Origin of the sequence: Halobacterium sp. GSL-19, assembly GCF_016917855.1 — an archaeon.
GTDB classification, from domain to species: Archaea; Halobacteriota; Halobacteria; order Halobacteriales; family Halobacteriaceae; genus Halobacterium; species Halobacterium salinarum.
The window spans coordinates 253,597-277,234 of record NZ_CP070377.1 but is presented as its reverse complement, the minus strand read 5'-3'; the positions used below and the strand labels follow the sequence as shown (position 1 = coordinate 277,234).

At 70.6% G+C, this 23,638-nt stretch carries 24 protein-coding genes; 13 read left to right on the top strand and 11 right to left on the bottom strand.

Annotated features, from left to right (window positions below; translation table 11 throughout):
- Positions 1-45 precede the first annotated feature (45 nt).
- Together JT689_RS03110 and JT689_RS03105 are read left to right on the top strand one after the other, a co-directional pair.
- Positions 46-1,611 carry a Na+/H+ antiporter NhaC family protein gene (locus JT689_RS03110; protein WP_010902277.1) on the top strand — a complete coding sequence of 522 codons (1,566 nt, stop codon included), beginning with the start codon at positions 46-48 and terminating at the stop codon, positions 1,609-1,611.
- Positions 1,608-1,874 carry a hypothetical protein gene (locus JT689_RS03105; protein WP_010902276.1) on the top strand — a complete coding sequence of 89 codons (267 nt, stop codon included), beginning with the start codon at positions 1,608-1,610 and terminating at the stop codon, positions 1,872-1,874. Before JT689_RS03110 ends, JT689_RS03105 begins: the two co-directional genes overlap by 4 nt.
- Before the next feature lie 94 nt (positions 1,875-1,968).
- Here JT689_RS03105 and JT689_RS03100 read toward each other — a convergent pair whose 3' ends face one another.
- Positions 1,969-2,304, bottom strand: coding sequence for an uS10/mL48 family ribosomal protein (locus JT689_RS03100; protein WP_205251491.1), 336 nt, complete (start codon positions 2,302-2,304; stop codon positions 1,969-1,971).
- Positions 2,305-2,427: 123 nt separating this feature from the next.
- Here JT689_RS03100 and JT689_RS03095 point away from each other — a divergent pair, with 123 nt between their 5' ends.
- Both JT689_RS03095 and JT689_RS03090 read left to right on the top strand, forming a co-directional pair.
- Positions 2,428-2,856 (top strand): bis(5'-nucleosyl)-tetraphosphatase, encoded by a 429-nt coding sequence (locus JT689_RS03095; RefSeq protein ID WP_010902274.1) that lies wholly within the window; start codon positions 2,428-2,430, stop codon positions 2,854-2,856.
- Positions 2,857-2,958: 102 nt separating this feature from the next.
- The gene (locus JT689_RS03090) at positions 2,959-3,984 is read left to right on the top strand and encodes a DUF5787 family protein (protein ID WP_205251490.1); all 1,026 of its coding nucleotides are present in this window, start codon (positions 2,959-2,961) and stop codon (positions 3,982-3,984) included.
- A gap of 6 nt (positions 3,985-3,990) precedes the next feature.
- On the opposite strand, the gene JT689_RS03085 is transcribed toward JT689_RS03090, so the two are convergent.
- Entirely contained in the window at positions 3,991-4,476 is a 486-nt protein-coding gene (locus JT689_RS03085) for a DUF5797 family protein (RefSeq protein ID WP_205251489.1), read from the bottom strand.
- Between the two features lie 83 nt (positions 4,477-4,559).
- On the opposite strand from JT689_RS03085, the gene JT689_RS03080 reads away from it, so the two are divergent.
- Positions 4,560-5,330, top strand: coding sequence for an enoyl-CoA hydratase-related protein (locus JT689_RS03080; protein WP_010902271.1), 771 nt, complete (start codon positions 4,560-4,562; stop codon positions 5,328-5,330).
- Here JT689_RS03080 and JT689_RS03075 read toward each other — a convergent pair whose 3' ends face one another.
- Positions 5,331-6,593, bottom strand: coding sequence for an MFS transporter (locus tag JT689_RS03075; protein ID WP_010902270.1), 1,263 nt, complete (start codon positions 6,591-6,593; stop codon positions 5,331-5,333). It lies immediately after the preceding gene.
- 111 nt (positions 6,594-6,704) lie between these two features.
- On the opposite strand from JT689_RS03075, the gene JT689_RS03070 reads away from it, so the two are divergent.
- On the top strand, positions 6,705-7,019 hold the full coding sequence (locus tag JT689_RS03070) for a transcription factor S (RefSeq protein WP_205251488.1): 315 nt from the start codon (positions 6,705-6,707) through the stop codon (positions 7,017-7,019).
- Between the two features lie 129 nt (positions 7,020-7,148).
- Here the strand turns inward: JT689_RS03070 and JT689_RS03065 are convergent, their stop codons facing one another.
- Positions 7,149-7,868: a tRNA (adenine-N1)-methyltransferase gene (locus tag JT689_RS03065; protein WP_173362408.1), complete on the bottom strand. Its 720-nt coding sequence runs from the start codon at positions 7,866-7,868 to the stop codon at positions 7,149-7,151.
- The gene (locus JT689_RS03060) at positions 7,865-8,257 is read right to left on the bottom strand and encodes a nascent polypeptide-associated complex protein (protein WP_205251487.1); all 393 of its coding nucleotides are present in this window, start codon (positions 8,255-8,257) and stop codon (positions 7,865-7,867) included. The genes JT689_RS03065 and JT689_RS03060 overlap by 4 nt, the downstream gene beginning before the upstream one ends.
- Before the next feature lie 116 nt (positions 8,258-8,373).
- Here JT689_RS03060 and JT689_RS03055 point away from each other — a divergent pair, with 116 nt between their 5' ends.
- Positions 8,374-9,717, top strand: coding sequence for a cytochrome P450 (locus JT689_RS03055; protein WP_205251486.1), 1,344 nt, complete (start codon positions 8,374-8,376; stop codon positions 9,715-9,717).
- A 7-nt stretch (positions 9,718-9,724) separates the two neighbouring features.
- Here JT689_RS03055 and JT689_RS03050 read toward each other — a convergent pair whose 3' ends face one another.
- Positions 9,725-10,204 carry a PUA domain-containing protein gene (locus JT689_RS03050; protein ID WP_205251485.1) on the bottom strand — a complete coding sequence of 160 codons (480 nt, stop codon included), beginning with the start codon at positions 10,202-10,204 and terminating at the stop codon, positions 9,725-9,727.
- 83 nt (positions 10,205-10,287) lie between these two features.
- Here JT689_RS03050 and JT689_RS03045 point away from each other — a divergent pair, with 83 nt between their 5' ends.
- The gene (locus tag JT689_RS03045) at positions 10,288-10,476 is read left to right on the top strand and encodes a hypothetical protein (protein WP_010902264.1); all 189 of its coding nucleotides are present in this window, start codon (positions 10,288-10,290) and stop codon (positions 10,474-10,476) included.
- On the opposite strand, the gene JT689_RS03040 is transcribed toward JT689_RS03045, so the two are convergent.
- The 3 genes from JT689_RS03040 to purB form a co-directional block, all read right to left on the bottom strand.
- A complete protein-coding gene (locus JT689_RS03040; protein ID WP_010902263.1) occupies positions 10,477-10,974 on the bottom strand; it encodes an NYN domain-containing protein in 498 nt (165 codons plus the stop codon).
- A 36-nt stretch (positions 10,975-11,010) separates the two neighbouring features.
- Positions 11,011-11,652, bottom strand: coding sequence for a metallophosphoesterase (locus JT689_RS03035; protein ID WP_010902262.1), 642 nt, complete (start codon positions 11,650-11,652; stop codon positions 11,011-11,013).
- Positions 11,653-11,716: 64 nt separating this feature from the next.
- The gene (gene purB, locus JT689_RS03030) at positions 11,717-13,093 is read right to left on the bottom strand and encodes an adenylosuccinate lyase (protein ID WP_205251484.1); all 1,377 of its coding nucleotides are present in this window, start codon (positions 13,091-13,093) and stop codon (positions 11,717-11,719) included.
- A gap of 169 nt (positions 13,094-13,262) precedes the next feature.
- Here purB and JT689_RS03025 point away from each other — a divergent pair, with 169 nt between their 5' ends.
- Positions 13,263-14,879: a formyltransferase family protein gene (locus JT689_RS03025; RefSeq protein ID WP_205251483.1), complete on the top strand. Its 1,617-nt coding sequence runs from the start codon at positions 13,263-13,265 to the stop codon at positions 14,877-14,879.
- Between the two features lie 48 nt (positions 14,880-14,927).
- A complete protein-coding gene (folP, locus tag JT689_RS03020) occupies positions 14,928-17,375 on the top strand; it encodes a dihydropteroate synthase (protein WP_205251482.1) in 2,448 nt (815 codons plus the stop codon).
- A gap of 21 nt (positions 17,376-17,396) precedes the next feature.
- On the opposite strand, the gene JT689_RS03015 is transcribed toward folP, so the two are convergent.
- Positions 17,397-18,464, bottom strand: coding sequence for a glycosyltransferase (locus JT689_RS03015; protein ID WP_205251481.1), 1,068 nt, complete (start codon positions 18,462-18,464; stop codon positions 17,397-17,399).
- 102 nt (positions 18,465-18,566) lie between these two features.
- Here JT689_RS03015 and JT689_RS03010 point away from each other — a divergent pair, with 102 nt between their 5' ends.
- The 3 genes from JT689_RS03010 to JT689_RS03000 all read left to right on the top strand — a co-directional run bounded on the left by JT689_RS03010 (position 18,567) and on the right by JT689_RS03000 (position 22,516).
- Entirely contained in the window at positions 18,567-20,363 is a 1,797-nt protein-coding gene (locus JT689_RS03010; protein ID WP_205251480.1) for a S9 family peptidase, read from the top strand.
- 32 nt (positions 20,364-20,395) lie between these two features.
- The gene (locus JT689_RS03005) at positions 20,396-21,466 is read left to right on the top strand and encodes a M48 family metalloprotease (RefSeq protein WP_205251479.1); all 1,071 of its coding nucleotides are present in this window, start codon (positions 20,396-20,398) and stop codon (positions 21,464-21,466) included.
- Between the two features lie 81 nt (positions 21,467-21,547).
- Complete coding sequence (locus tag JT689_RS03000) at positions 21,548-22,516, top strand: lysylphosphatidylglycerol synthase domain-containing protein (RefSeq protein WP_205251478.1); 969 nt, start codon at positions 21,548-21,550, stop codon at positions 22,514-22,516.
- On the opposite strand, the gene JT689_RS02995 is transcribed toward JT689_RS03000, so the two are convergent.
- A complete protein-coding gene (locus tag JT689_RS02995; RefSeq protein WP_205251477.1) occupies positions 22,509-23,567 on the bottom strand; it encodes an NAD(P)-dependent glycerol-1-phosphate dehydrogenase in 1,059 nt (352 codons plus the stop codon). The two genes, JT689_RS03000 and JT689_RS02995, sit on opposite strands and share 8 nt — an antisense overlap.
- Between the last annotated feature and the right edge of the window lie 71 nt (positions 23,568-23,638).

Sequence of the window (23,638 nt, the reverse complement as noted above, 5' to 3'; positions counted from 1 at the left end):
CAGTAACATATTTCCCGCTGCCAGGGAATTAGCAACCGTAGCAGAATGAGTACTGACCAGACGGACGGGTTCGATGGGGGAGTGTCTGCGGGGGACGACTCCGAGCCCGAAATCGACTTCTACGGCGGCAAACTGGCGAGCGCGTTCCCGCTCGTCTTCTTTGTTGTATGGGCGATCGTACAGAGCGGCGTGCTCCGAGTCAGCGACACCACAGGACTCGTGGCGGGAATGCTGGTGGCGCTCATCTTCGGCATGTTCCTCGTGAAGGGATCGTGGGCCGGATACGCGAACACGATCTTCGCGGGGATGACCCAGCGGGTCGCGGCCACCGCGATCGTCGCGTGGCTGTGGGCGGGCATGTTCGCCGAAACCATCCAGACGGGACAGTTCGTCTCCGGGCTGGTGTGGGCCGCGGAGGCGGCCGGCATCGGCGGCGCGGTGTTCCCGGCAGCGACGTTCATCCTTGCGGGGCTGCTGGCGACCGGCATCGGCTCCGGGTACGGGACCACCGTCGCGTTCACCGCGCTGTTCTTCCCGGCGGGGGTCGCACTCGGCGCGAACCCCGCGTTGCTGTTCGGGGCGATCCTCTCCGGCGCGGTCTTCGGGGACAACCTCGCGCCGGTCAGCGACACCACCATCGTATCGGCGGTCACGCAGGACGCCGACATCGGCGGTGTGGTGGCGTCCCGATTCAAGTACGCGGGCGTCGCAGCCGTGCTGTCGTTTGCCGCGTACCTGGGTGCCGGCGCGGTGATGGACGGCATCTCGGTTGCGGGCGACGCGAGCGCCATCCTGGGGTCGAACGTCGGGCCCACTGGCCTCCTGCACCTGCTGTCGATGGCCACGGTCATCGGCACCGCCATCGCCGGCCGCCACATCGTCGAAGCGATCTCCTGGGGGATCGTCGTGGCGTTCGTGTTGAACGTCGTGTTCGGGCTGGCGGACGTCTCGGAGATGCTGGTGTTCCGCGCCAGCGACAGCCTCTGGATCGCACGCGAGCTCTCCGTGCTGCCGTTCGTCGAAGCCATCAACACCAGCCCCGAGGGCGTCACCAGCAGCGTCGGTGGCAGCCTGTACGCTGGTGCGCAGGGGTTTTTCCCCCTGATCGTGCTCGTGTTGCTAATCGTGGCCGGCGCACAGATCATGATCCGCGGGGGCGGCTTCCGCGCGATCCAGGACTTCCTGCTTGAGTCGGTGGCGACGACGGTGCGACGCGCCGAACTCACGATGGTGCTTGGCACCGCGTTCGTGAACTCCATGATCACGATCAACACCGCCGCCGAGATCGCGATCGCGCCGTACATCGCGCGCCTCGGCGAACGATTCAACATCAACAGCTACCGGCGTGCGAACATCCTGGACGCGAACACGAGCGCGCTCGGGTACATCTTCCCGTGGTCGGGTGGCGTGCTCGTCGGCTACGCAGCGCTGGCGGACCTGCCCACCAAGTACGACTGGTTCACCCGGGGAATGGTGGTCGACCCCACTGAAGTCGTGCCGTTCGTCTTCCACGGGTGGCTGCTCGTGGGGGTGTTCGTGTTCTCGGCGCTGACTGGCTTCGGCCTGGAGTACATCAGTGACCGCGAGAGCGAGGAGGTGGCGCGCGCATGAGCATCCTCGAGAAGTACCTGGCGGGGTTGACGTTCCGGTCGAACACGCCGCGCTTCGATGCCGGCGACGAACTGGAGCTGTTCGTCACGGGGCGCGCGGACGGCGCGCACGTCGTGCGCGTCGGTGATTCGACACTGCGGTTGGACGGCGCGCCCGCGGACGCGCTCGACACGAAGGTACGACTACGGGTCACGGGCTTCGACACCGACGACCACGTCGGCGAGGCCGACTACCTCGAAACGGTCGGCGAGAGCGCGTTCTAAGCGGCGCGTTTCTTTTTTCGGGCGGCCCGAAGACCGAACGCCGGCCAGCGCTGCCGCTGGTCGAGTGGAACAACGGGAACCAAGGCGGGCGGCCTCAGACGGAGGACCCGAGTGGCTCGATGCGCTCGACTTCGGCCTCAACGTGGACGCTGGCCGGGAAGTCCCGCTCCATGATGTCGCGGGCGAGGTCGTCGTGGCCGTGCAGTTCGACGCGGCGTCGGTAGACCGTGTACTGCCAGTCGTTGGTTTTCTCCGCGGGATCGCCGCCGAGACGGGCGTACAGCGGCACGCGGATCTCGGCCGGAGCGTCGGAGTGTGGGCCCTTGAGTCGAGCGCCTTTTCGTCGACACGTTTCCTTGATGTCGGAGACGACGGCGTCGAGCGCCGTTCGGTCCCCGCTTTCCAGAGAGAGTTTTGTAACGAAGGTCATCGCTGGGGGTGCTACCCCTGAGTGAGGTGACCCACCGTGTTAAACCGTGTGTTTGATCGTGGCGGCGTGCGAGCCACCCCCACTCCGACATTGACTTAACCGCCGCTGCACTACCGGACCGTAATGACGGTCGAAGCGACCAGCGCCGGCGCGATCCTGTTCCGCGACACGCGGGACCGGCGCGAGTACCTCCTCCTGAAGAGCCGTCCCGGGGACTGGGAGTTCCCGAAAGGCGGCGTGGAGGGGGACGAGGAGCTCCAGCAGACGGCGATTCGAGAGGTACAGGAGGAAGCCGGGATCGAGGATTTCCGCCTCGTTGACGGCTTCCGCGACGAGTACGACTACGTGTTCGAGGCCAACGGTGACCGGATCCACAAGACGGTGCATCTGTTCATCGCGAAGTCCTTCGAGGCCAGCGCGGAGCTGTCCAACGAACACTCGGACCTGCAGTGGCGCGACTACGACCAGGCGGTCAACACCATCACCCAAGATGGCCCCCGGGAGATCCTCGAAGACGCCCACGTGTTCATCGACGAGGACGCCGACATCTGACCGCCGCCCGGCGGTCGGCCGACGCACAGTCCGGACAGCGACCAGCCGCGGGGCCGCCGGCGCGCCGAAAGACAGACGCCGGTCCGCGACCGCAGTCCAGCCGTGACAGTCGGCCACGAGTTCGGCTTCGAGCTGCGAGTGTGCGCGTGGGCGGAGGCGTGTTGGCGGCCCGAGCGCGACGGCGCGCCACGGATCGTCGCGCGCCAGCTCGGGACGAAGCGGCGGCGCTGGGACACGATCATCCTGGAGGTCGACCCCGAGGGACTCCGCCGGCGCGCGCAGTTCGGCGCGCAGCGCCTCGACGCCGACCTCCTGCACGTCGTCCGGCACGCGCCGACGGACTGGGCGTTCTACCGGGACGCGCTCCCCACGCCGGAGTATCCGTGGCGGTACGTGCGGGAGGCCGTCCACCGGGCGAGCGACCGCGGCATCCTGGAGACCCGACGGGACGGCAACAAAATCGAGATCCGGCGGGCGATGGCGTACCCGGAGTGGGTGCGCCGGATCGTCGCCATCGAGAACAAGCCGGACCTCGACGCGTCGGCGGCGGACGCGCTGACCACACAGCTCCGGCGGGACGTGGCGCTGGGGCTCGCCGACGAGGTGTGGGTGGCGACGGCCGACGACGCGGCGGGCGGCGTCCAGCGCGCGCTGCTGGCGGACCTCCCGGTGGAGGCCGGGATCCTGGTGTTCGACGACGACTGGACGGCGACGGTGGAGTGGCTGCCCCACGGGCTGGCCACGGCGGCGTCGGGCACGCGGCTCACCAGCCGGCCGGCCGACGGTGCCGACCGGCCGGCCACCGGCTTCGAGTACGTCGATGCCGACTGGAAGGCACACACGCGCCTGGCGATCGCGGAGCGCGCCTTCGAGCGCGGCTGGCGGTCGTACGTCGACACGATGCGGCCGGACTGCCGGCAGTTCCGGCTTGTCGACGGCGCGCACGGCTACGTGCCGGCGTGCGCGGCGAAAGCCCGCGAGCAGTCGGCGGCCGAATGCGGGGGGTCGTGTGCCGACTACGAGCCGGAGCCGCCGGGGTGGCGCCAGCACGGCTGGCCGATCGAGGGCGGGCCTGGGGCGACGGTGCAGGCGGTGCTCGCCGACCGGCGGCAGCGCCGCCGCGAGTGACCGGCGTCAGTCGTCGGCGATGGTGACCTCCTGGCGGGGGACGGCCAGCCGGAAGGTCGGCACGGTTCGGTTCTCCACCTCGATGATGCCTTTGCGCTTGAGCGTCTGGAGCGCGCGCCGCACACCCCCGGCGTCGAGGCCGTCGGCGTCCGCGCCGTGTTCGTCCTGGACGGCGTGGAGCACCGAGACGACGCTCTGGGAGCGGTCCTCGGGGCCGGCGATGACGTCGAACACGAGGCGCTCGGTGTCGGACATGTGGACGGCGGGCGCCTCGTCGGCGTCGTCGTCGCCCACGAGCGTCGACGCTTCGGCGGTCGCGCGGATCATCGAGTCCTCGTCGCGGTAGTAGTACTCCCGCAGGTGGGATTCGAGGTATTGGTGGACGGCGCTGCCGGAGTCCAACCCCCAGCGGTCCTGGAGGTCGCTGTTTTTCGTTGGCTGGAGCGCCACGAGGTCCGCCAGGCGCTCGTGGGCCTCCGCGGAGAGTGTCATGTGGCGTCGTTCGGGCAGCCGGTATATTGGATTTGCGAACCGGACCCCGGAGCCTTTTGCCCGGGGGCCGCGTGCCCACTGTCATGAGCGACACCGTTGCGCTTGCGGTCGACGACGGCGTTGCAACGATCACGATCAGCCGCCCGGACAGCCTGAACGCGTTGAACGTGGCGACGCTGCACGCGCTGCGTGACACCCTCGACACCGCCGAGTCGGAGGGCGCGCGCGCCGTCGTGCTCACCAGCGCCGGCGACGACGCGTTCATCGCGGGCGCGGACATCTCATACATGGTGGAGATGGACACCGCGGAGGCGCAGGCGTACGCCGAACTCGGGCACAGCGTCGCCGACGCCATCGAGTCGTTCCCGGCACCGGTCGTCGCCGCGATCGACGGGTACGCGTTCGGCGGCGGCATGGAGCTGGCGCTGGCCTGCGATCTGCGGGTTGCGAGCGAGGACGCGATCCTCGGGCAGACCGAGATCGACATCGGCATCATCCCCGGCTGGGGGGGCACCCAGCGCCTGCCCCGGATCGTCGGCGACGAGACCGCGCGCCGCATGATCTACTTCGGCGACCGGCTGAGCGCCGCGGACGCCAGCGAGCACGGCCTCGTCGGCGAGGTCGTGCCGGCGGCGGAGATCGACGACCACGTGGCGTCGCTGGCGCGCGATCTCGCCGCCCAACCCGCGGCGGCGATGCGCGCCGCCAAGGACGCCATCAACACCAGCCACGAAACGACCCTGTCGGCGGGCCTGGAGTTCGAGGCGCGGACCTGGGCGGGCCTGTTCGGGAGCCACGACCAACAGGAGGGCATGCAGGCGTTCCTCGAAGACCGCGATCCCGACTTCGAGTAGTCAGTCACCCGTCGATGCCGAGACCGCCGTGGCGTCCGGGACGGTTTCGTACACCTGCGTGTAGACGACGGCTAGCGCGAGCGCCGCCAGCACGCCCCCGATGAGGAACGGTGTCGCGAGGCCGTACGCGGCGAGGAACCCCGACGCCAGCGGCCCGATCGCGGTGCCGAGTCCGAACCCCATCGTGAGCACCGCCAGCGTGCTCCCGGATTCGCCGGCGCCCGCGAGGTCGCCCGCGACCGCAAGCGACGGCGCGAACACCGCCGCGACGGCGATCCCCTGCACGAAGCGCGCGAGGATCATGGTGGCGGGGGTCGGCGCGTAGCCCTGCGCGATCGTGGCGGGGATCAGGATGATGAACCCCGCGATGATGAACGGCCGGCGGCCGTAGGTGTCGCTGGCGGTGCCGATGGGCACCTGGAACATGACGTTGGCGAGCGTGACTGCGCCGAACTCCGCGCCGAACAGGATCGACGACTGGTCGAGTTTGCCGTTGATCTTGGCTTCGAGGGTTGCGAACATCGCGATGCAGATCCCCATGGCGACGGTGGCGATGCCGAGCGCGAACACGGGGTCGAGGACGGCGTCGTCGCCACGCACCGCGATCGAGAGGTCGTCGCCGGCGTCCGCGCCGTCGGTGTCGGGTTCGTCGACGGTGAGCTCGACGAGCACGAAGCTCGTGAGCGCGCCGGCGGCGGCGACGCCGAACGCGGCGTTGAAGCTGAACACTTCGAGCACCACGCCGGCGATGATGGGGCCGAACCCGAACCCGATCAGGCGGAAGGTGTTGAACACGCCGAAGTTGCTGCCGCGGGTCTCGGTGGTGCCGAGTTCGCTGACCAGCGCGACCGTGGCGGGCACCGTGAGCGCCGCGCCGATGCCCTGGAGCGCGCGCAACACCAACAGGAGCCGGTAGTCGGAGACGAACGCGTACGCGCCGGACGCGAGCGCGAGCAACACCAGGCCGCCGAGAATGAACGGCTTTCGAACGCCCGTGCGGTCCGAGAGCCGGCCGGTGAACGGTTGCAGGAAGCTGTTCAGGAAGCCGAACGTCGACAGCACGATCCCGATGAGGAGCGCCGGCGTGACCGTCAGCACGGAGACCCCGGCGACCGACAGCGGCCCGGTCAGCGAGTCGACGGCGACGTATCCTTCGCCGATGTACGCCGGCAGTAAGACGATGAGAAACGAGTTCCCGAGCGCGTCGGCCATGCGTGCGAGTGCGAGCGTGAGCACGCGCCGATCCGTATCCAACAATCCCATTGTGCGTGTACTCGGGTTCCCGGCGTTTGATGCTTCGGGACCGGGCAGGCAGCGTGTCTGGTCGGCGCTGAAACACGACGCTTAACTGACCCGCGGTGCTAGCCGGGGAGCATGGAGTTCTGCGACGACTGCGGCTCGATGATGAAAGCCGACGACGAGCTGTGGGTATGCAGCAGCTGCGGGCACAAGCAACCCAAGGACCCGTCGGCGAGTTTCGTCGTCACCGAAGGCCAGGAGGAGACCGAGGTCGTCGACGTCAGCGACGCCCAGGACCGCGGCCTGCCGACGACGAGCGTCGTCTGCCCGGACTGTGGCAACGACGAAGCCCACTGGTATATGCAGCAGATCCGGTCGGCCGACGAGTCCGAGACGCGGTTTTTCATCTGCACGGAGTGCGAGCACCGCTGGCGCGAAGACGACAACTAGGCGGCCGTTGTGTGGCTAGTTTTTCGACGACGAAACACGCGCCCAACAGCGCCACCGGCCGACCCCACCGCCACCAGGCCGGCTTGACCCCGCGGGATTGGTGGCGTGGGTCAGCGCCCGGAACGACCGCTACGGGTTCCGGGCGAACAACAGGTAGCCGGTGTGACCGACGCCCGCGGTCGACGGGCGGCTTCCGCGGTCGTCGAAGTCCATGCGGCGCTGGATCGTCTCCATGGCGTCGATGTCCACGAGGCCGGCGTCGCGGGCGGCCTGGGTCGTGGCGCGCGCGTTCTCCACGAACGGCGAGTAGACGGCGACCTGGCCGCCGGACACCAGAAGGTCGTCGGCGTGCGCGACAACGTCGGGGGCGTCCTGGGTGTCCAGCGTGAGCACGTCGAACGTGCCGAGCGCGTCGAGGTCCGCGGTGACATCGCCGGCGCGCACCGAGACGGCGTCCGAAACGCCGGCAAGCGACATGTTCTCGCGGGCGACGGCCGCGAAATCGGCGTCCTGCTCGTAGGTCGTGACGTCCGCCCCGGCGCGCCCGAGGTACGCCGCCAGCACGCCCGTTCCCGTGCCGGCGTCGAGCACGCGATCCGCGCCCGAGACGCCCGTGTGGCCCATGACGAGGCCGATGTCCTTGGGCATCATCGGCGCGCCCGTGCGCTCGAAGTGGTTGAACAGGTCGGGGCCGCGAAGCTCCCGGACCGTGAACGGTTCGCCGAGATGCGTCTCGACGGTCTCCCCGGGGGTGGGGTCGTCGGGGGCCTCGATGACGCCGAGGTCCGTGTGCAGCTCCTCGCCGGGGGCAACGAGGAACTCGCGGTCCCCCCGCACCAGCAACATCACTCGTCTACGTGGTCGATGGCGGCCGCTAGATCGCCGTCGGCGGCTTCGAGCGCTTCGCGCGCCTCGTCTTCGGGGACGCCCGCCCGCTGCACGACGATGTCAACGTCGCCCTGCGGGATGGCGTCATCGTCGTCGGTGTCGTCGCTGTCGTCGGCGGGGGCGGCCTCGATGGCGTCGGCGGCGTCGCGCTCGACCGGGTCGCCGAGCACCTGGTAGGTTTCCTGCCCGCGGGCGTCCATCTTCGTCACGTCGGGGTCCGAGAACACGACCTCGGTGCCGTCGTCGAGCGAGATGACGACCTCCGTGGCGTCGAGCTCGTCGACGTCGATGCCCATTTGTTCCATCATCTGCTGCATCTTCCGGGGGTTCATGCCGCCGCCTCCAAACATGGGTAGACGCTCGCGGCGCGGGATCAAAAACCCCACGCAGTTGTCGCGGCCAGCGGGGCTGTGTGTCGGATCGGCTGGGCCGTGTGGCTTTGGTGGTGTAGCCCGAACCCACGGGCGTGAACGACACACCACCCGGGCCACGCGGGGACCCAGTGTTCGGAAGCAGCCGCCAGTACGCCGACGACCCGACGGCGTTTCTGGAGGGCGTCGAGCGCGCCTACGACGGGATCGCGGCCTTCGACATGGGACCCATGGAGACGTACGTGGTGACCGAGCCCGCGCTCGTCGAGCGGCTGCTCGTGAGCGACGCCGCCGAGTTCCGGAAGCCGGAGTTCCAGGCCGACGCCATCGACGACCTGCTCGGGGACGGCCTGCTGTTGAGCGAGGGCGAATCGTGGCGCGAGCAGCGCGGCCGCGCCAATCCGGCGTTCTCGATGGCGCGCGTCGCCGGGTTCGACGCGGACATCGCCGCCCACGCCGCCGACAGGGTCGACGACTGGCCGGTCGGCGACACCGTCGACGTGGAGGCGGCGATGACACACATCACCCTGGACGTGATCCTGGACGTGATGCTTGGCGTGTCGCTGCCCGAGGCGCGCGTGGACGCCATCGGGGACGCCCTGGAGCCGGTGGGCGCGCGTTTCGAGCCGGACCCCGTGCGGTTCGCAGTGCCGGAGTGGCTGCCGATGCCCGACGACCGGGAGTACGCGGCGGCGGTCGCGACGCTTGACGATCTCGTCGACGACATCGTCGCTGCGCGCGAGGGGACCGCCAGCGGGGGCGACGGGGACGATCCCATGGACTTGTTGTCGGTGTTGTTGCGCGCCCGCGACCGCGGCGAGCAGTCCCTGGATCGGCTCCGCGACGAGGTGATGACGACGCTGCTGGCGGGCCACGACACGACCGCGTTGACCCTGACGTACACGTGGTTCCTGCTGTCCGAGCATCCCGACGTGGAGGCACGGCTGCACGCCGAACTGGACGACGCGCTCGACGACGGCGCACAGCCCACCGTCGCGCAGCTCCAGGATCTCGACTACCTTGAGTGGGTGCTCCAGGAGTCGATGCGGCTGTATCCGCCCGTCTACAACGTCTTTCGAACGCCGATCGAGCCGGTCGAGCTGGCCGGCTCGGAGGTGCCGGCCGGCGCGCCCATCATGCTCCCGCAGTGGGCGATCCACCGCTCCCCGGACCACTGGGACGACCCCGAGGCGTTCGACCCCGAACGCTGGCGGCCCGAGCGCCGCGCCGACCGCCCGCGGTTCGCGTACTTCCCGTTCGGCGGCGGCCCGCGTCACTGCATCGGCAAACAGCTGGCGCTGCTGGAAGCGAAACTCATCGTGGCGACCGTCGCCAGCGACTACCGGCTGCGGTACGAGGGCGACACCCCGTTGTCGTTCGTGCCGTCGCTGACGATCCACCCCGAACAGGAGATGCGGATGCGGGTCGAGCCGCGGTAGCCCGCCGTTACGCGTCGGTCGCGGGAACGCCGGCCCGCACCGACACCGCCATCCCGGTCTCGAAGTCCCGCATCGACGCGGCGTCGAGTTCGGCGCGCCCGACCGCGAGCAGGCGGCCGTCCTCGTGCACCACCGCGAGCTCGTCGCCCTGGCGGGCGTCGTCGTCGACATCGGTGACGAACTTCGCGAACACGTTCTTGCCGTCGCGCACGAACGGCTCGCTCTCGTCGCCGACGACGACGCGAGCCCGGGGGTGTGCGAGCGCGTCGATCAGTCGCTGGCCGCCGGCGGGGCCAAGCGTGAGGCGGCCGTCGAGCCCGACGGAGACGAGGCGCGCGCCGTCGTCGCGGTGGATCTGCTGGGGGCGACCGGTGCTGGACCGCTGCACGTGGTGGGGTTTGTCTTCGGGGAACAGCGCCCGCCCGGCCGCCGCCCCATACTGGTAGGCAGCGACGGTGCGAAGCGCCGGAATGCCGGCATCCTGCATGTCTGGGCGTGCGTGGGCCGCGCGTAAAGCGGCTTCGAGACCGAGTGAACGCGTTTATGTGGGCTGGCCTGTAACGAACGCGCATGAACGACACCGCGAAGATCGCCGTTGCGGGCGTGCTGTTGCTCGCAAGCGCCGCGATACTCTTCTGGACGAGCCAGACGCCGACCACGTCGACGGTGGTGCTCGTGGCTGCCGGAACCGGAACGCTTGGGCTCGCGTTGGGCTCGATCCTGATGGGGATGACGGGCACCGACGGCCGGGTCGTGTAGCTACAGCAGGAACGTCTCGGTGCGCTCGCTGAGATCGACAAACGAGTCCGCGGCGTCGACGAGTTCCGTCGCCGCCGACTCTTCGAAAGCCATCACTTCGACGCGAACCCCCTCGTGGCGGAGGTGGCGACACAGCCGGGAGAAGTCACCGTCGCCGGTGCAAAGCACGATGGTGTCGATGTGATCGGCCAGCGACACCGCATCGAGGCTCATGCCGACGTCCCAGTCGGCTTTCTTCGAGCCGTCGCCGAACGTCTTGATGGCCTTGATCTTCGTCTCGAAGCCGATGTCCCGGAGCGCGTCGAAAAACCGGTCTTCGTCCTCGGATTGGGCGCGAATCACGTACGCGATGGCGCGCGTGAGTTCGCGGTCCTGAACGCCTTTGTCCAGCAGGGCAGCGTAGTCGATGTTCTGAGAGTAAACGCTCTGTGCGGAGTGATAGAGGTTCTGTGAGTCAGCGAGTACAGCGACCCGCTGGGCGGGCTGAAGCGGCGGCATGGATCTACCTCGGTGGCGCACGGTCTTGAATGTACGTCAGGCGGGCGGCGTGTCGTGGCGGGTGACGGCGAGCGTGTCGGGGTCGACGACGTAGTACGACTCCCAGGCCGGCTCCAGGCCGACGACGTGGGTGTCGCCGTAGTCGCATTCGGCGTGTTGGTGGTGGTGGCCGACCAGACACAGCGACGGTTGGAGGGCATCCAGGATGTCGTCGATGTGCTGGCAGCCCACGTCGTAGTCCTCCTCGACGGGGAGCCCGTTGGGGGCTTCGTGTGCCACGAAGATGTCGATGTCGTCGAGGTCCATGACCGCCTCGACGTCGCTGCGGACGAAATGCCGGCGGCGGTCGCCGCGCAACACCGCCCGGGGTTTGTCGAACTGGGTCGGCGCGTAGTTCCCGGTGAGGCCGGCGACCCGGCGGCCGTCGACGGTTGCGGCGGTGCTGTTCAGCAGCGTGGCGTTGGCGACGTCGTCGCTCTCGACGCGGCCGTTGCGGAGGGCGTCGATGGCGTCGAAGTCTTCGTTGTTGCCGCCGATGAAATACGTCTGCACCGGGAGGTCGTAGTACATGAGGTCGCCAGCCTGCACGGCGACGGACTCGTTGGCCGCGCGATACGCGGCGAACAGTGCCCGGCGCCGTCCGGGGGTTGTGGCGTGCGCGTCTCCGAGGACCAGCATTCGGACGCCGGTACGGGACACGCGGCAAAAAACCCGCGGAACCGGCGACGCCAACGGCGGCGCGTCAGGCGTCGCGCGCGATGTCGGCGGCGACGCCGACGTAGCGCTCGGGGGTCAACGCGAGCAGTTCGTCGCGGGTGTCGGCGTCGATGTCGAGGCTGGCAAACAGCTCCTGGAAGTCGTCCAGGGAGACGCGTTCGCCCCGCGTGAGTGCTTTCACGCGCTCGTAGGCGTCGTCGTGGCCTTCCCGCCGGAGGATCGTCTGGACGGCCTCCCCGATGATTTCGGGGTTGGCGCGCAGGTCCTCCCGGAGCACCGCCTCGTTGGGGGTGACTGCGTCGAGGCCGTCCCCGAGCTTGCGGTAGGCGAGCAGGCAGTGCGCGAACGCCGCGCCGATGTTGCGTTTCACCGTCGAATCCGAGAGGTCCCGCTGGAGGCGACTGGTGGTGAGCGAGTCACCGAGGAACCCGAGGTCGCTGTTGGCTTTCGCGAGGTTGCCTTCGGCGTTCTCGAAGTCGATGGGGTTGACCTTGTGTGGCATCGTCGAGGAGCCGGTTTCGCCGTCGGCGGCGTCCTGGCCGAGGTAGCGCTGGGAGACGTACAGCCACGCGTCGACCGCGAGGTCTTCGAGGACGCCGTTCGCGCCCGCGACCGCGTCGAACACCGCCGCGAGGTCGTCGCAGGGGTTGACCTGCGTGGTTGGTTCGGCGTACGCCAGCCCCAGGGAGTCCACGAACCGCGCAGCGAACGACCGCCAGTCCACGTCCGGGAACGCCGCGGTGTGGGCCGCCCAGGTGCCGGAGGCACCGGCGAGCTTGCCCGTGAGTCCGTCGACGGCGTCGGTGATGCGGGCGAGCGCGCGCCCGAGTCGGGCGGCGTAGACGGCCATCTCCTTGCCGAACGTCGTCGGGGTGGCGGGCTGGCCGTGGGTGCGCGCGAGCATCGGGAGGTCGGCGTAGTCGTGTGCGAACGACACGAGGTCGTCGCGGAGGCCGCGCAACTCGGGCGTGAGGACGGCGGTGATCGCGCCGTCGACGAGCAGCCGGTACGCGAGGTTGTTGACGTCCTCGCTGGTGAGCCCGAAGTGGATCCAGGAGTGGGCGCGCGCCGGGGCGTGCTCGCGCAGGAAGTACTCGACGGCTTTCACGTCGTGGTTGGTGGCGGCGTGGCCGAGCGCGCCCTCGGTCTCGATGCGCTTGACGAGGTCGGCGTCGGCTGCGTCGAAGGTCTTGTAGGCGTCCCGGAGCGCGGTGCGTTCGTCGCCAACGAGTTCGAGCGGGACGGCGTCGAGGTCCGCGAGCGCGAGCACGTACTCGGCTTCGACTTCGACGCGCGCCCGCATGAGCGCCGCCTCGCTGACGTACGGCGCGAGCGCGTCGGTGCGGCCGCTGTACCGGCCGTCGAGTGGCGACACCGCGTACAGGGCGTGGTCGTCGGTCATGCCACCGACTGGCGGTGCTCGCCGCAAAAGCCTACCGATCCCGCCGACGCACAGGGATGTACATTTCCCGGCAACGGACGCCCGAAACACGCCGTTAGTATGCGAATTCATGGATACTCGGTCGTGTGGAACCACAACGGCTTTGCGGGAGGCGGCGGGTGTAGTCAGTATGTCCACCATCGCTGGTCTGGCCAGCAACCGTGGCCGAAACCTCCTGCATCTCGCCGACCAACAGCCCGGCGGTGCCGACCTCGGCGTCGTTGTGTCGAACCACGCCGACGCGCCCGTGCTCGACGCCGCCGCCGACCGCGACATCCCCACCGTGGTCGTCGAGCGCCGCGCCGAGGAGTCGCGGCGGGACCACGAGCGCCGCGTCGTCGCGGCGCTCGACGACTACGACATCGACGTGGTCTGTCTGGACGGCTACATGCGGGTGCTCTCGGAGGTGTTCCTCGACGCGATGCCCACCACGCTGAACGTTCACCCGAGCCTGCTGCCGGCGTTCCCGGGGCGCAACGCCCACGAACAGGTGCTCGACGCCGGCGTGTCGGTCTCGGGGTGTACCGTCCACGTCGTCACGAACGCCGTCGCCGAGGACGGCAGCGTGCGCACCGGGGACGTCGACGGCGGCCCGATCGTGACCCAGGAATCGGTGCCCGTCTTCGAGGACGACACGGCCGCCACGCTCAAGACGCGCGTGCGACAGGACGCGGAGTTCGAGGCGTACCCGCGGGCGATCCGCCAGTTCGCCGCCGGCGAACTCGACGCCACCACGGACGGCGTTTCGCGCGCCGACAGCGACGACGCAGCCACGTTTCCCGCCCGCCGGCTCACCGGGACGACCCGCGAGGACGTGTTGCGGTACGGCGAGAACCCCCACCAGGACGCCGCCGTCTACCGTGACAACACGCACGCGGCCGCCAGCGTGGTGCACGCCGACCAACTGAACCCGGACGCGAAAGCGCTCTCGTACAACAACTACAACGACGCCGACGCCGCGCTCGCGCTCGTCAGGGAGTTCGACGACGGGCCGGCGGCGGCCGTCATCAAACACACCAACCCCGCTGGCTGCGCGACCGCGGACACGCTGGCCGACGCCTACAGCGACGCGCTGTCCACGGACGCCAAGAGCGCGTTCGGGGGGATCGTCGCGCTCAACCGGGAGTGCGACGCCGAGACCGCAACGCGGGTGGCGGACTCGTTCAAGGAGGTCGTGGTCGCGCCCGGCTACACCGACGACGCCGTGGACGTGCTCACGGCGAAGTCGAACCTCCGAGTGCTCGATGTGGGCACACTCGACGGCACGCCCGCACCCGTTACGGAGACGCCGCTGGTCGGCGGCCGCCTCGTCCAGGAGCGCAACACGTGGGCGCCGACGGCCGACGACCTGGAGGTCGTCACCGAGCGCGAACCCACGGCCGCGGAGGTCGAGACGATGCTGTTCGCGTGGCGCGTGCTCACGCACGTGAAATCCAACGGCATCCTGTTCGCGGCCGGCACCGAGACGGTGGGGCTGGGCGTCGGCCAGGTGTCCCGCGTCGACGCCGTCGAGATCGCGGCCAAAAAGGCCGAGCGCGACGCCGACGGCAAGACCGCCGACGGCGCGGTGATGGCGTCGGACGCGTTCTTCCCGTTCCCGGACGGCATCGCGGCCGCCACCGAGGCGGGCATCGAGGCCGTGATCCAGCCCGGCGGCTCGAAAAACGACGACCAGGTCATCGAGGCCGCCAACGAGCACGGCATGGCGATGGTGTTCACCGGCCACCGGGCGTTCCGCCACGACTAGGGCGGCGGCTCCGACAACCTGATACTGGCAGCGTGGCTGGGCTGGTGTATGCGCTACGACGAAGCGGCGAACTTCCTGCTGGACCTCCGGCGGTACGGGCCGAAACCGGGGACCGAGTCGACGGCGGACCTGCTTGCCAGCCTCGGCGACCCACACCAGGACGGCCCCGACTACGTGCAGATCGCGGGGTCCAACGGGAAGGGATCGACCGCACGGTTCACGGAGTCCATCCTCCGGGCGGCCGGCCTGGACGTGGGGCTGTACACGTCGCCGCATTTCGACGACGTGCGCGAGCGGGTGACCGTCAACGGCCGCCGCATGTCGAAGGCGGCGCTGACGACGTTCATCGAGACGATCACGCCGTACGTGACCGAGCGCGCGGCCGACGGGGCCGCGCCGACGTACTTCGAGGTCGTGACCGCGATGGCGCTGTGGCAGTTCAGCCGCGCGGACGTGGACGTGGCGGTGCTTGAGGTCGGGATCGGCGGCCGCCTGGACGCGACCAGTGTGGTGGACCCGTCGGCGAGCGCCGTCACGTCGGTGACCCTCGAACACACCGACGTGCTCGGGGAGACGATCCCCGAGATCGCGCGGGACAAAGCCCACGTCGCGCCGGCGGGCGATACGCCGCTGGTGACCGCGACCACCGACGATGCGCTGGCGGCCGTGCGCGACCACGCGGGTGCCGTCCGCACTGTCGGCGACACCGCGGAGCGCGACGTGACCGCGACCTACGAGGGGCGCACCAACCACACCGAGGCCGCGGTCTCGATCACCGGCGACGACTGGTCGGTGGCCGCCGAGATCCCGCTGCTGGGCGACCACCAGGCCGAGAACGCGGGCGTCGCGGCGGCGCTGGCGCGACAGACGGCGGGCGTCGACGACGACGCCATCGCGCGCGGGCTGCGGAGCGCGCACTGGCCGGGGCGCTTCGAGGTGATGGGGGCCGACCCCGTGGTGGTGTTGGACGGCGCGCACAACCCGGGGGCGTGTGGTGCCGTCGCGGAGACGGTCGCCGAGTTCGACTACGACCGCCTGCTGACCGTGTTCGGCGCGATGCACGACAAGGATCACGGGGCGATGGCGGCCACGCTCCCGACGCCCGACCACGTGTGGGCGTGCGAGCCGGTGCCCGACCGTGCGGAGGACGCCGACGTGCTCGCGGCGGTGTTCGAGGACGCCGGCGCGGGAGCCGTGAGCGTGACGCGGGCCGTGGAGTCGGCGGTCGCGGACGCGATCGCGGAGGCGACCGCGGACGACCTCGTGCTCGTCGCGGGATCGCTGTTCGCGGTCGCGGAAGCCCGGACCCGGTGGACGCGCACGTTCGCGGAGACCGACGTCGACAGCCTCGACGACGCGCGGGACGCGCTTGAGCGCGCGCACGTGACGCCGCCGGGGGTGTGGCGGATGCGCGGGAAGGGCGTCCACCGCGTGGTGAAAACCAGGGTGCAGACGCGGCAGGCCCAGTACCTCAAAGAGGAGCTGTTGAGCCTCGGCGGGGAGTGTTCGGTGTCGGGGCTGAACGCGCAGTCCGGGGCGATGGTTGACGCCGTCATGATGGCGACGATGGCGCAGTTCAAGCGCCTCTGTGAGAAACTCGACGGGCAGCCCTACGGCCTCAGCGAGGTCGGCGCGGACCTCCGGGAGTCGCTGGGCATCCAGGCGGCACCGGCCACGCATGGCTACCCCTGGGAGGGCGAGCGCACCGCCGTGATGGGCATCCTGAACGTCACGCCGGACAGCTTCCACGACGGCGGCGAGTACGGCGCCCTCGAAGACGCGGTCGCGCGCGCCGAGTCGATGGCCGAAAACGGCGTCGACGTCATCGACATCGGCGGGGAGTCCACGCGCCCCGGTGCCGACGCCGTCAGCGTCGCCGACGAACTCGATCGGGTGCTCCCGGTGATCGAGCGGATCAGCGACCTGGACGTGTTGCTGTCGGTGGACACCCGGAAAGCCGAGGTCGCGCGGCAGGCCCTGGAGGCGGGGGCGGACATCCTCAACGACGTGACCGGGTTGGACGACCCCGAGATGCGGTTCGTGGCCGCCGAGTACGACGCGCCGATCGTCGTGATGCATTCGATCGACGCGCCGGTCGACCCCGACAGCGATCCCGACTACGACGACGTGGTCGACGACGTCATCGCGGAGCTCACCGAGCGCGTGCTGCTCGCCGAGAAGGCCGGCGTCCCCCGCGAGCGGATCATCGTCGACCCCGGGCTCGGGTTCGGCAAAAGCGCCGCCGAGGGCTTCGAGTTGCTGGACCGCGCCGACGAGTTCCACGCGCTCGGCGGCCCCGTGCTGGTCGGGCACAGCCACAAGTCGATGTTCGGCGCGGTCGACCGCTACCCGGACGAAGGCGGGTACGCGACCGCGGCCGCGTCGGCGCTGGCGGCCGACCGCGGCGCGGACATCGTGCGCGTCCACGACGTGCCCGAGAACGTCGCCGCCGTCCGGGTCGCCGAGGCAACCCGGACCGGTGCGGACGCGGAGTGACGCGGCGGGCAGCGCCCGCCCTCAGAACAGTCCGGTCGCGGCCTGTGCGTCCGCGTACGCCGTGAGGTAGGTGTCGAGGAACTGCTCGTGGTCGTGCTCGGCGAACGACTCGTCAACGGCCTTGCGTTCGAGGTCGCCCGCCTGCACCAGGCATTCGGTGATCTCCTCGTCGCTGGTCGCGCGGAACCCACGCGGGTACGTCTCGATGAGCTCGTGGGCCGACGACTCGGCGTGGTACTCGACGATCCCGACGCAGCCACACGCCAGCGCCCGCAGCAGGTCGTGCGCGAACGGCGTTTTCTCGGCGGTGTGAACGTAGACGTGAGCGTTTTTGAATATCTCGACGCGCTCGTCGACCGTGCAGTCCCCGACGAAATCAACGCGGTCGGCGATCCGGAGGTCGCGGGCCTGGCGCTCGTAGTCGGCGCGAGCCGGGCCGTCGCCGACGATGGTGCAGTTCCAGTCGTACTCGCGGAACTCCGCGAGCGCGAGGAACAGGGATTCGACGTTGGCGTCGCCGTCGAGGCGGCGGCTGCAGACGATGTCGCCGCCGCCACCGGGGACGGCGTGCCGGATGCGGTCCATGTCGATCCCCGTGGGGAGGACGCGGATCGCGTCGGTGCGCCCGCCGTGCTCGCGAACCGCCGTTTTGACCGTTCGGGACGGCGTCACGACGACCGCGGGCTTGCGGGCGGCGTAGCCGTACGCGCGCCCCGTCAGGCCGCCGTGCGCCTCGGGGGTGTCGTACCAGTCGACGACGAGGGGCGCGCCGGCCAGCAACGCCCCCCAGCGCGCGCCGTAGACGTGGCCGGGCGTTCGGCTGGTCGCGTGCACCACGTCGGGGCCGAGCGTGCGCACCATGCCGGCGGCTTTGGGCGCGAACCACCGCTGGCCGTGGTCGGGCGTCACCGCGTGGTACGTCACCCCGTCGTAGTCGAAGACGTCGGGCTGGCCGTCCCACCACTGCGCACAGCAGACGTGGACGTCGTGGCCGCGGTCGAGCAGGCAGTCCGCGAGCAACGCGAGCCGGTCGAGGTCGTCGCCGTGCTCGTGGTGGGTGGTTGTCTCCGAGACGAACGCCACGCGCATACTCTCGGGGACGAAACACGGCGATAAAAACCGTTCCGTTCGGGGCCGCCAGCGGGCTGCCGGAACCCGAACGGATAACTCGTGGCCCCGAGACGCGTGCGTATGGCATACGACATCGAGCGGTATCTCGACATTCGGGGGGCCGGCGACCCGACGTACGGGCCGACGGGCGAGTTGGCGTTCACACTGGGCACGACCGGGACCGCACAAGTGTGGGCTCTCGGTGCCCCCGGGGCGTGGCCGACACAGCTGACGTTTCACGACGAGCGCGTGCAGTGGGCGTCGTTCTCACCGACCCGCGAGGAGCTCGCCTACGGGATGGACACGGGCGGCGACGAGTTCACGCAACTGCATCGGGTGTCCGGCGACGGCAGCGAGGACGTGCAGTTGACCGCGTTCCCGGACGCGAAACACGACTGGGGTGGCTGGAGCCACGACGGCGACCGGATCGCGTACACCGCCAACCGCCGTGACGCCAGTCGATTCGACGTGTACGTCCAGGGGCGCGACGAGGCGGGTGCCAACGCCGACTGCGTGCGCGTGGGGGACGCGTTCGACCTGCCGTCGGTCGTGGGGTGGAGTCCCAGCGACGACCGCCTGCTGGTCGTCGACACGCACTCGAATTTCGACCAGGACGTTGCCGTGCTGGACGTGGACACGGGCGAGATCACGCGCGCAACCGCGGGGCTCGACGCCGACACGCGGTTCTCATGGGTGGCGTGGGCACCCGACGGCGGCGGCGTCTACGTCACCACCGACCACGACGCCGACACCCGGTATCTGGGGCTGCTCGACCCCGAGACGGGGGCCATCTCGCGGGTGGCTGACGGCGGCGACTGGCCGATCGAGGCGGTCGTCACGGCCCACGACGCCGGCCGGCTGGCGTACGTTCGGAACCGTGACGGGTACAGCGAACTCACCATCGCCGACGCCGCCGGAACCACCCTCACCGAGCAGCCCACCCCGGAACTCCCCGACGGCGTGATCAGGGGGCTTTCCTGGGGGCCGGACGGTGAGACGCTCGCCGTCGTGGTTTCGGCCGCCACCGAGAACCCGAACGTCTTCGTGGTCGATGTCGCCACCGGCGCCGCCACACAGTGGACGAACGCGGCCACGGCCGGCATCCCGAAGTCGACGTTCCGCGAGCCGGAGTTGGTCCGCTACGAGACGTTCGACGGCCGCGAGATCCCGGCGCTGTTCACGCGCCCCGACGGCGACGGCCCGCACCCGGTCATCGTGGACTTCCACGGCGGCCCCGAGGGCCAGCGCCGCCCCTCGTTCCTGTCGCTGCGCCAGTACTTCGTGGACAACGGCTACGCCGTCTTCGAGCCGAACGTGCGCGGGTCGTCGGGCTACGGGGCGACGTACATGAACCTCGACAACGTCCGCAACCGGATGGACGCCGTCGCCGACGGGAAGGCGGGCGTCGAGTGGCTCACCGCCCGCACCGACATCGACGCGGACCGCGTGGTCGCGTACGGCGGCTCCTACGGCGGGTTCATGGTGTTGGCGTCGCTGACCGAATACCCCGAGCTGTGGGCGGCCGGCGTCGACATCGTGGGGATCGCCAACTTCGTGACGTTCCTGGAGAACACCGGCGACTGGCGGCGCGAACACCGCGAGTCGGAGTACGGCAGCCTCGACGCGGACCGCGAGTTCCTCGAATCCATCAGCCCGACGAACAACGCCGACCGGATCCGCGCCCCGTTGCTCGTGTTACACGGCGCCAACGACCCCCGGGTGCCGGTGGGGGAGGCCGAACGCATCGTCGAGCAGGCAAGCGCCCACGTCCCCGTCGAGAAGCACGTCTTCGACGACGAGGGCCACGGGTTCAGCAAGCGTGCGAACAAGCAGGCGGCCTACCGGGCGGTCGTGGACTTCCTCGACGACCACGCATAGCTTTAGTGGTCCGGGAGCGACACACCGACGTGATGCATGCGGTCGTGCTCGGCGTGCTGCCCGGCCTCTCGTACGCCGTTGGCCGCCTGGCGGCGCGCGCCGCCATCCGCCGGCCCGGCCGAGCGGCCGCCACGGCGCGGCTGCGGCGCGCGAACCGCGCCCTCCAGGCGGTCGCTGCGCTGACCGGGCTGGCCGTCGCCATGGAGTCGCTGCTCGCGGACGCCGTCCCCGCAGCCGTCCCCGGTCCCCCGGGAGGTGGCGTGCTCGTCGGCCTCGCGAGCATGGTGGCTGTCGGGGGTGTGGGGCCCGCGCTGGCGGTTCACTTGGGCACCCGGCCGGCGTGGGCGACGATCACACGGACGGCCGTGGACTACCGCCGCACCGTCCGCCGGTATCTCCTCGTCGTGTGCGCGGTGGCGCTGCCGGCGTTCGCGGTGGTTGCCGCGTGGGTCGCAGCCCCGGCGGGCCTCCCGAGGCTCGCCGCGATCCTGGCGGCGGCGGTCGGGATCGCGGCCGTCGGCCCCGTACTCGCCGGGGGGCATCCCGCCGTTGGCACCCCGACCGAGCGCGAGCGAGCGTGCGTGCCGGCATGCGCGCGAGACCTCCGCCTCCGCGTCGTGGATGCGTCGGGCGGCCTCGGCCCGAACGCGGTCGCGACCGGTGTGGTGCCCGGTTTCCGGTGTGTGTTCGTCACGGCGGCGGTGTTCGAGCGCCTCGACGACGGCGCGGCGGCGGCGGTGATCGCCCACGAGGCCGGCCACCACCATCGCGGCCACCTCGGGCTGCGGCTGCTCGCCGTTGTGACGGCGCTGGCACCGCTGCTGTGCGTCGCCAGCAGCGCCGTCGCCGTGGGCGCGGGTGGCGCAGCGGTGGCGTCGGCCGTGCTCCTGGTTGCGGTCGGCCCCGTCATCCGGTGGACGGAGTTCGACGCGGACGCGTACGCTGCCCGGCACGTCACGGCGGTGGCGATGGCGCGCGCGCTGGCGGCGGTCGCACCACGGGACGCCGCGGCGGCGGAGCGCGGGCGGGTGGCCGGCGCGCTCGCGCTTCACCCGTCGGTCAGCGCCCGGCGGCGCCGCCTCAGCGACCACAACGCTCATTGACCGACGGCGTGACCCACGCGTGTGGCTGGTTTCCGTCGCCGCACAGCGTCCCGTTGGCGCCGCGCAGTCGCCAGGTTCGTGGTGGCTGGCAGTGCAGTCGCCGGGCTGCTGTACGCCGTCGGCTGGCGACAGGTGGCCGCGGGCCTGGCGAGCGCCGAGCCGGCGGTCGTCGCGCTCGCCGTGCTGGCGTCGCTTGCGGGAACGGCCGTCAGCGCTGACGGGGTCCGGGTTGCGATGGGCGTGTCCCGGGTTGCTCCCGATCGGCGGCTGGCGTGCCGGGCCGCGGTCGGCGGCATGTTCGTGGGCGCTGTGCTGCCCGCCGGCGGCCTCGGGAAGGCTGCGTTCACTGCGTACGTGGTGGGGCGAAGCGACGCCGCCACCACGGCGCAGGCTGTCGGCGGCGTCACCGGCTGGGAGGTGGCGAAGATGGCTGCGTCGGCGACGGTGGCGGTGGCTGGGGTGGCCGGCGTGCTCGCGGCGGGCGGGGCCGTCGAAACCGCGGGACTGGTGGCCGCCGCGTTCGGCGGCGTGTGTGTGACTGGCGTGGCTGCGGGGGCGCTCGTGGTTCGGCGGCGACGCCTCGTGGTCGGCCTCGCGGTGTGGCTGCTGGCGGGCGTCGCGCGCGTGCTCCCTGGGCGCTGGGAGCCACCCCCGCGGGAGCGCGTCCGCGCCGGGCTGGACGCCGCCCTCGAAAGCGTCGGCGTGCTCGCGCGAACCCCACAGCGGCTCGCCGCCGTGACCGGGGCGGCGCACGCGGCGTGGCTGTGCAGCGCGCTGGCGCTGGTGTTGTGCCTCCACGCGGTGGGGTTGTGGGTGTCGCCGGCGGTGGCGCTGGTGGCGCTCCCGGTTGCGGGGTTCGCGCACGTCGTCCCCGTGCCGGGCGGTCTGGGTCCGGTTGACGCCGCGCTGGGCGGCGTCATCGCGGCACTCACCGGGCACGCGCTGGCGACGTTGGCGTCGGCGCTCGTGTTGTTCCGGGTGGCGACGTACGGCACGCGCGTGGTCGTCGGCGGGGTGGCGCTGTGGCGGCTGCGCGCCGCGCTCAGATGACGCCCGTGCGGCTGGCGGCCTCGCGGGCGGCCACCTCGCTGATGCCGCCCCCGAGGATCGTGTATCGGTCCCGGATCTCGTGGGCGGAGGTGAGTGCCGCCAGTACCTCGTCGTCGGTGACGCCGAGCTCGTCGGCGGTCGTCGGGGCGTCCAGGCTCGCCAGCGCGTCCCGGACCGCCATCCACTGCCCCTCCTGGCCGGAGTGGAGGTACTCCGCGAGGATGGAGCCGACGCCCACCTGGTGGCCGTGGAGGGCTTTCCCGGGCGCGATGCGGTCGAGTTGGTGGCTGAACAGGTGCTCGCTGCCCGACGCGGGCCGCGAGGAGTCCGCGATCGACATCGCAACGCCCGAGGACACCAGTGCCTTCACCACGACCCACGCCGACTCCTCGAGTTCGGGCTTGATGTTGGCGGCGTTGTCCACGAGCATCTCGGCGGTCATCTGGGAGAGCGCGCCGGCGTACTCGCTGTACGGGACGTGCTGGAGGCGGTTGGCCAGCCGCCAGTCTTTGACCGCGGTGTAGTTCGAAATGATGTCCGCACAGCCGGCCGTCGTCAGCTCCCAGGGCGCGTCGGCGATGACGCCGGTGTCAGCGATGACCGCCAGCGGCGGGGCGGCCGACACCGAGTGGCGGGTGTCGCCCTCGGGGACCGACCCCCGACCGGAGACGATGCCGTCGTGGCTCGCCGCCGTCGGCACGCTCACGAACCCGACGTTCAGGTGGTCGCTGGCCAGCTTCGCGATGTCGATCGCTTTCCCGCCGCCGACCCCCACGAGGTAGCCGGGGTCGACGGCCTCGGCCTCACCGAGCACGCGCTCGACGGAGTTAAACGTCGCCTCCTCGACGACCACGACGGCCGGGTCGTCGCCGACGGCTTCGAACTGCGCGACGACGTTCTCCGCGGCCACCGTCTTCGGCGTCGGACTCGTCACCACGAGTGGCCGCCCCGTCAGGTGGGTGTCGCGGACGACCTCCACCGCGTCGTCGAGCACGCCGTGCCCGACGACGACGTTCCGCGGGAGCCGGATCCACGTCGACTTCTCGAACATACCGGGACTCCCTCGGGGACGAGTAAAAACCTACTCGTCGGCGAGCCGGTCGCTCCCCGCGGCGGTCGTCG